The 8181-nt window shown below is 60.3% G+C and carries 2 protein-coding genes; both read right to left on the reverse strand.

Annotation, left to right across the window (positions count from 1 at the left end; genetic code table 11):
• Positions 1-37: 37 nt before the first annotated feature.
• Positions 38-685: a PEP-CTERM sorting domain-containing protein gene (locus MPRO_RS12060; RefSeq protein ID WP_067292515.1), complete on the reverse strand. Its 648-nt coding sequence runs from the start codon at positions 683-685 to the stop codon at positions 38-40.
• A gap of 13 nt (positions 686-698) precedes the next feature.
• The gene (locus tag MPRO_RS12065; protein WP_369406728.1) at positions 699-8174 is read right to left on the reverse strand and encodes an Ig-like domain-containing protein; all 7476 of its coding nucleotides are present in this window, start codon (positions 8172-8174) and stop codon (positions 699-701) included.
• Between the last annotated feature and the right edge of the window lie 7 nt (positions 8175-8181).

The following is an 8181-nucleotide window of genomic DNA, read 5'->3' on the forward strand; positions in this document are numbered from 1 at the left end:
GCAAAATATTCACAAAGCATATGATCCGTACTGATTATCACGACTGGTATCCTGCTCCCGCACCAGGCTTTTTACGAAACCAGCCAAAGCCGAGCAGCGCAGACAAGAACAACAGCAGCGTGCTAGGCTCTGGTACAGCATGAATTTCTGCTACATTCGAAACCGTAATAAACGCAGTATAGAGCTGGCCATTATTCAGAGAAGCGAATGGATCAAGGCCTAGTGGGTCATCAAAAGCGAGTTGCGCTACAACCGAAGAGCCAAAAGCACCGGCTCCGCCACCTATGAGACTGCCGAATTGCAGCTCTATGACATCCTCTAAAAAACCAACCGCTATGAGGTCACCGCCAAGGAACAGGCCATTCAGGTCAAATATGCCAAAGCCCCCCGTCGCACCGACGGTCGGATCAGCCAACGAGAACCCGAACCCAAAATCGAATTCGGTCAATCCGACCGTCGATACGCCATTAGTAGAGTCAACCTCAGCTCCAAAGGTTGACAGGTCACCGTCAGGCCCGAATTCGAGGTAGTCGATAGAAGCAGAACTGGCCTCAAGCGTTGGTGATTGGGTCGTTAACCCTAATGATGTGCCCACAGGATAGATCGGCAGGGCGAGAGAATAGGTCGGTGCAACCAGCATCAAGCCACCCATTAACAGGATTATTGATAGCAATTTGTTATTCATTTTATCTATCCCCTCACCCAAAGTAGAATTCAGCTTCTGTGAATATATCGAGATTTTGATCCGTCACGCCGTCACCCCGTACATAGATAGCGTCATTATCTCCATCCAGGAATACGACAACGCTACTGCTGGTCTGGCGGATTTCACCGACACTTGCGCCGTTAATCAAAACAATTGAATCGATGCCGACCTCATAGTCCATGATGACGTCACGTTCACGAATGCCGTTTCGCGTTTCCTGTCCAAATACGAACTCGTCCGCACCACCCCCGCCGATCATTCGGTCATAGCTACCAGCGTCGCTGTAAATCACATCAGCGGCTTGCGTTCCAACCAGGTAGTCCGACGCTGCAGTTCCCGTAATGACATTCTTCAGCTCTTTGACGGCCACCAGGGTGGTCGCCGTATCACTGCCACCGAAACCATCCGAGATTTCATAGTCAAAGAACGCATCACCGAAGAAGCCCGCCGTTGGTGTGAAGGTCACCTCGTCGTTCGCGGCATCGCTATCGCCTTTGTCATCCAGGGCGACTGTCCCGTTGACCGCACCCGAGACAGCCGTCACCGTCAGTGCATCGCCGTCCGGGTCGGTATCCCCGTCCAGCAAGGCCGCCACCGGGATCACCAGGGAGCCATCCTGCACGACCTCAAAGGCTTCACTGTCCGCTACCGGGTTCCGGTTATCCTCATCCAGTAAACCGTCCTGGTCATTGTCCTTGCCGTCGTTGATTTCAGGTGCACCCGGATACACTGTGTCATCGGCATCATCCGCGTCGCCCGCAACCGCTGCCGTTCCCTCCGGTATCTCATACGCCAACTGATTCGTCGCCGCATCATCCACACCGAAACCGTCCGCATCGCCATCCAGATACCAGGTAAAGGGACCGTCCAGACCTGCCACCACCAACGTGCCTGTGTTTGGCGTCACACCACCCTGCCCGTCCGTCACGTTGTAGCTGATGTTCAGTGTCAGGTTGTCGCCGGTATTCAGAGCCACCGCAAACTGTGTCGGATTGATCGTCAGCAGCGCGCCCGCCAGACCAAAGACCACTGCATTGTCGTTCGCGTCTTTAACCGCTACGTTCGCGACACCCAGCGTGCCACCATCGCTGTCGGCTGCCGAAGCATCCGTGAGCAGATCAATGCTGACGACAGCACCGTCCTCGCCCACTGCACCGGCGTCGATCGGGTCAGCCGTGGGTGCCACATTCGGCGCATCGGTCACTGTGACATCCACTCGACCCGTCGCATTGCCACCAAAGCCATCGGCTATGGTGTAGTCAAACTCCGCGTCCCCGAAGTAACCCGCGTCCGGCGTGAACACCACCTCGTCGTTCGAGGTATCCTCATCCCCCTTGTCATCCAGCACCACTGTGCCGTTTACGGCGCCGGATACACCTGTTAGGAGCAATGCGTCACCGTCCACATCGCTGTCGTTCACGAGCAGATCAGCAACCGGTATGACAAGCACGCCATTGACGGAAACGGAGAACATGTCCGCCGTCGTCGCCGGTGCATCGTTGACCGGGTTGATCATAATCGACACCGTCGCCTTGTCGGTGCCGCCGTTGCCGTCCGAAGCGGTGTAGGTAAAGCTGTCGGTCGCGCTGTCGCCGATGCCGAGGCTCTCGAAGGCGCCGTTGGGATCGTAATTGAAGGTGCCGTCGCCATTGTCGGTGACCAGACCAAGTGTCCCGGTGGTATCGAGCGCCGAGACGTTCAGTGTATCGCCGTCGACATCCGTGTCGTTGCCAAGCACACTCGCCGTCGTGAAGGTTGTATCTTCGTCAGTCGAAAAACCGGCTCCGCTGTCTTCAGCTGCAACGGGCGCGTCGTTGTTGCCGGTGATGGTCAGCGTCACAGTGGCGCTGTCTGAACCACCTGCGTTGGAAATGGTGTAATCAAACTCCAAAGTCACACTTTCCGCTACACCGAGAGACTGGAAATCGGCCCCGGGATCAAAGGTAAGCGTGCCATCCGCATCGATCTGCAGCGTCCCACCGTCGGTCAGCGCGTTGCTCGTGCCGATCGCGAGAGGGATCCCCGCGATGCTCGCGGTCGTGATCGAGAAAGTGTCGCCATCCGCATCCTGGTCGGGACCTGCACCGTTGTCAGCGAAGAGCGAGGCTGTGAGGGCCTTGTCCTCGTCGGTGGAGAGCGAGTCGTCGGCGGCCACTAGCGGTACGCCGCCACCATCGCCGTCGACCGTCACGGTCACGGAGCCTGTCACGACGTTGCCTTGACCGTCGCCGATCTGAAACGACACTTCGGTATCGCCGGAGAAGCCGTCCGCCGGGGTGAATCGCACTACCTGGCGGCCATCAACCTCGACGATCTCCACTGTCCCGCCGTTCGCGTCGGTGCCACCCAGCAGCGTAAGTGTGTCGCCCTCAGGATCGGTTACTCCGGCGAGGGCGTCGATGTCGAAGCTGCCGTCGGGTCCGACGGTGACACCCGGCTCGTCGGGCAATTCAGGGGCTTCGTTGACCTCGACCGGAATTATGGGTTCGTCTTGCTCGTCCTCAGGGGCGAACTCCGGCACCTCGCCAATGGCCTCGGCGAAGTCGCTGTTGCCGGTCAGGACGATGTCGATGACCGTGGTCTCGAATACGAAGGTTCCGGGAACCAGGCCCGCCGCCTCTGCGATCGCCTCGGCCTCTGCACGCGCGACCGGATCGAGATCGTCGTAGGTGACGATGCCGGCGGGGAAACTGCGGTCGGTGAAAGTCTCGGTGCTTTCGCCGTCGCGGTAAAGGAAGAGGGAGTTTGCCCCGTCGATCCGCCAGCTGTCGGCATACTCGCCGTAAAGGACGGTCTGGGGCAGGGGTTGCGTCAGCACCGTGCCGTCGCGCAGCGCGAAGTCGTTGCTGCGGTCACCGTCGAGGTTGCCCAGGATGCCCGCGACTGGGGCGTCGTCCGAGACGAAGGGCAGGATATTGGCATTGCCGTTGAAGACGCGCACGTAGAAGCCGTTGCCCGCGCTGTCGGTGACGATGTACTCGGCGTTGGCCAGATCATCGGCCGCGCCGCGCGGCGTGCGGTAAAGGGTGAAGCCGCCGACCGCGATGGACTCGCCCTGCGCAAGGACCACCGCGGTGCCGTTGGCGACCAGCGGGATCGTCTCGCGTGCGTACGCTGCCACGATATCGTCACCGACCTGCATGGCAACGGCCGTATTGACGGAGGCGAAGTCGTTGATCGCCTCCATCCGCACCTGCATCTCGAACCCGTCGCCCAGCACCATGGTGAACTCGCCGACCGCCTGGAAGGAGTAGCCGGTGCGGTCGAAGGTGATCAGGTGTGGATCGCCGTATGTTCGGGTATCGCCGTCGGCGGGATCGACAGGGGCACTATCTGTGTCACTTGGCGCAGGAGGGCCGAAAACTTCGGCGTTTGGGTTCGGATTTTCAGCCTCATCATCGGGAATGGGTGGTCCCGCCGGCGCATCTGGATCTTCGGGAACCTCTGGCTTTTCCCGGCCATCCTCGCCGCCATCACGCATTTGGTTGTAGATATCTAGCGCAACAATTGAGGCTGGAACATCTTCAAAGTCTTCGTTGTTTATAGCATCCGTAAGCTTTTGCCGCCCTTCACTTCTTATTGCGAAGCCTAAGGTTTGTGACAGCAAACCGGGAATTTGGCCACCCGGAAACTTCTTCAAACCAGATCCAAGCTTGTTAAGGCCATAGCCAATTCCAGCTTGAAGACCTCCTTCAACAAAGTCATAGGCCCTCTCGAAGGCACTATCGTACTTTGGCGGCTGATCAATGGGAAAGAAGGACTGTTTTTTTGCGATGGCTTCTAGCTGCTTTTGACGACTATAGCGTTCGATCCGACTTTCTAAACCGGTCGGATCGAGAAACTGAGCAGGATTGTTGAAGGAAAAACTGTATAGATTATCTACAGATCCTGTAATCCACAGATGGTCTTCACTCTGGAAGCGTCCTAGCTCGTCGGAATAACTCCTCGCTCGCATGAATGAAGAATTGTCGGTGTCTTCTGCGACTCCGAACATGCCATTAAACTCAAAATCGTTTGTAATGCTCTCAATCTCGCGCAACTCGGTTCCAAACGGTGTGTACGCATAGGCGTTCGCAACATCGCCAGTGCTGCCCGTGACGGTCATCACCGACCCCACCGCGTCGGCGTCATACCACGCGGTCTGCCCGCCAATCACGCCCGCCGCAAGCCCCAGTCCATGGGCGTAGGTCGCGCTCCGCGCTCCGCCTTCGAACTCCGACAGCACGTCGCCGAGCCCGAACGGGTCGACGAGGAACTCCGTCGCGGCGCCGTCGACACTTTTGCCGACCCGATTGCCGAACACGTCGTAGGCGAAGGTCAGCACAGTGCCGTCGGCCTGGGTGACCGTGGTCAGGCGGTTGTCGAGGTCGTAGGCGTAGGTCGTCGTGCCGTCGCCGTCGCTGCGCGACGTCATGTTGCCGTCGTCGTCGTAGGTGAAGGTCGCGTCGCCTACGCTGGTGTATTGGTTCAGCGCGTTGGCCTCGTAGAGCGTCTCCACCCCGTCCTCGACCACTCGCGTCCGGTTGCCCGCTGCGTCGTACTCGTAGGTGATGCTCTTGTCGTCGATCTCCAGGTTGGTGGAGGCGAAGTCTGCCGAGGCCAGCTGCCCCACCGCGTCGTAGCCGTAGGTCCAGGTGCCGTCCTGCGTCTCGTTCGTCACCCGCTGTCCGGCAACGTCGTAGGTGTAGGCATTGAACGAGTTGATGCCGCCGTCTGGCGCCCGGTTCTCTATCCGCGTCAGCCTTCCGGTGTCATCGTAGTCGAAGAGCGACACGGTGCCGTTGCCGTTTTCCTCCCGCACGAGGTTGCCCCCGGCATCGTAGGTGTAGGTGACGAGGTCTCCGCTGCCATCGCGCAGCCCCGTCAGGCGGCCAAGTGCGTCGTAGTCATAGAAGAGCTCGTAGCCCGCACCGTCCGACATCGATGAGCGCAATCCGGCCTCGTTGTAGGTATAGGAGAGCGAGCGTCCGGTCGGGTAGTCGATCTGCGTCACCCGATCGGCACTGTCGTAGGCGAGCGTCGTCGTGCCTTGGTCGTTCGTGGCCGAGGTCAGGCGTCCGCGCGCGTCGTAAGTGTAGGTGGTCGGCCCGGCTGAGCTGTCGGATTCCGACAGCAACCGCCCCCGCGCGTCGTAGGTGTAGGTGACGTCGTCGCCGCGGCGGTTGGTGTAGCCGGTCAGGTTGCCCTGGGCGTCGTAGTCGAACTGCAGTTCGGTTCCGTCGGGCCATATCGCCTCGGTGATTTGCCCGCCGGCGTCGTAAGTAAAGCTGCGGATGCCGCCGCCCGCATCGGTAAAGCTCACCGGTTCCTCGTCCGTGCCGTCGTACACGAACCGGAGTTCCGCGCCGTTGGCGTCGGTGATCTTCGTTAGCCGGTCACGGCTGTCGAACTCGAACGTGGTCTCGGTTCCGTCCGGCGCGCGCACGCCCGCCAGCGCGCCGGCATCGTCATAGAAGATCTCCGAAACGCCGCCCTTGGCATCGGTGATCCGGCCGACGATACTGCCGGGCAGGAAGTCGAGCTCGGTCACCGTGCCCGCCCCATCGGTGATGGTCACGCCGCCTGCGTTGTCGTAGGCAATGTCCTCGGTCTGGGCTCCATCGCCATAGCGCGCCGCGTCGAGACGCCCGAGGGCATCGTAGACGAACTGCGCCTCGATGCCGCCGGGAGCAGTCGCCGTCGTGAGATCGCCGTCCGAGCCATAGCCAAATGTCGACTGGCCCTCAGGGCGGGTGACGGCCTGCAGCTGACCCGCGCCGTCATAGGCAAACGTGGCCGCGATGCCGTCCGCGTCCTCGACCCGCGTGACGCGTCCGTCTCCGCGCCGGTCGAAGCTGACCTCCTCGCCGTTCGGTCCGCTCAGCGCGACGATGTTTCCGTCGCCGTCATAAGACGCCGATATCTGAAGTCCGCCTGCCATCTCCAGATGCTGGAAGTTACCGGCTGCGTCGAAGATGAGCGCATCCCCGTCGGAAAGGGTCAGCGCATAACCGCCATCAGTCTCGCTGAGCGTTCCGTCAAAAGCGCTCGTCGTGACGAACGAGCCATCGCGGACTTGCTCGAAGCGTGGGCGGGCCGGCGGTGTCAGCGCAAGCACGTCACCCGCAAGCGAGACTGAGCGGCCAGCGGAGTTCGAGACGGTGTAGAGCGCGGCGGCGTCCACCGAGAGCGCACGCAGAGCGTCGATGTCGGAAAGTCCGGCCATCTGTACCGAGGTTCCATCGATTTGCAAACCGATATCGGCCAGCGTCGCCCAGCCTTGGCCAAGTGATCCTGTCATGCCGCGTTCTTCGATAGAGCCGAAATCACCCGCAGCTTCGAAGGCGAAGGCCAGTGCCGCGGTTGCACTGCTTCCGTCCAGGCCAAAGGATTCGAGTCGTTCCGCGAACGGCGCGAGGCCGGATGTCAGAGACAGGATCGTCGTGCCGAATTGGGCGGTGATGTTGTCCTCTATCCGCTCGACGATCGCGGGATCGATGAAGTCAGGCTGGTAGGCGACATATCGAGCGGCCAGGTCGGTGATCGCATCCGGGTCGGCCAGTTGGGCCACTGCATCAACGCGTGAGCGCGGGCCGGCCGTACCGCGTACATCGATCTCGATCATTTCTTCGCTGCCCGAACCGTCGCTCAGCAGAAATACTGTCTTGGAGTAGGTACCGGATAGCGGGTCGGCGAAGAGCCCACGCTCGGCAGTCACGGCGATCAGCGTAGGCGAGATATCCGTATAGGTCAGAGTTGCGATGCCAGCCTCGCCAACGGCGAGACGCTCGGGCAGATCGAGCGTCAGATCGCCGAGGCCCGGCGTCTCGATCGAGAATGTGACGGTCGCGGTATCCGTTCCGCCCCGCCCGTCCGAAATGAGATACTCGAAACTGTCTGCGGTTTGCGTGCCAGCTGCAGGTGTATAAGTGAAAGAACCATCCGTTTCGAGGTTGAGGGTTCCGGCCGTTGGACCGGAGACGACGGTCGCTTCGATGGCATCACCGTCCGGATCGCGGTCGTTTCGCAGCACTCCCCGGAAGGCGTCGATGCTCAACGTTTCGCCACGCACCGCGGTGTAGGCGTCGCCCACGGCCAACGGATCGCGGTTTACCTGTTGCAGATTAATGGTGACGGTCGTGGTTTCGCTCAGGTCAATGCCATCGAACGCCTGATAGATGAAACTGTCCGTTCCCGATGCGATGGGGTTAGGCGTGTAGACGAACGAGCCGTCTTCCGCCAGTGCGACAGCTCCCTTCGATGCGCCGCTGACAAGGATTGCCGATAGAGCATCGCCCTCGACATCGGTATCGTTTGCAAGAACGCCTGAGGCGGCATCAACGGAAAGAACTTCTCCGACGGTCGTCTCGTAAGTGTCCGGTTTCGCGTCTGGCGCGTTCTGGAAATCGTCGTTCTCGATCGTCGCGTCCGAGCGAACCGTCGCGCCGTCGAACGTGATCTCGAGCGAAAACAGCTCGGTCGGCTCTATGGTGGTG

It is taken from the genome of Marinobacterium profundum, from assembly GCF_001528745.1.
Lineage (GTDB): Bacteria > Pseudomonadota > Gammaproteobacteria > Pseudomonadales > Balneatricaceae > Marinobacterium_A > Marinobacterium_A profundum.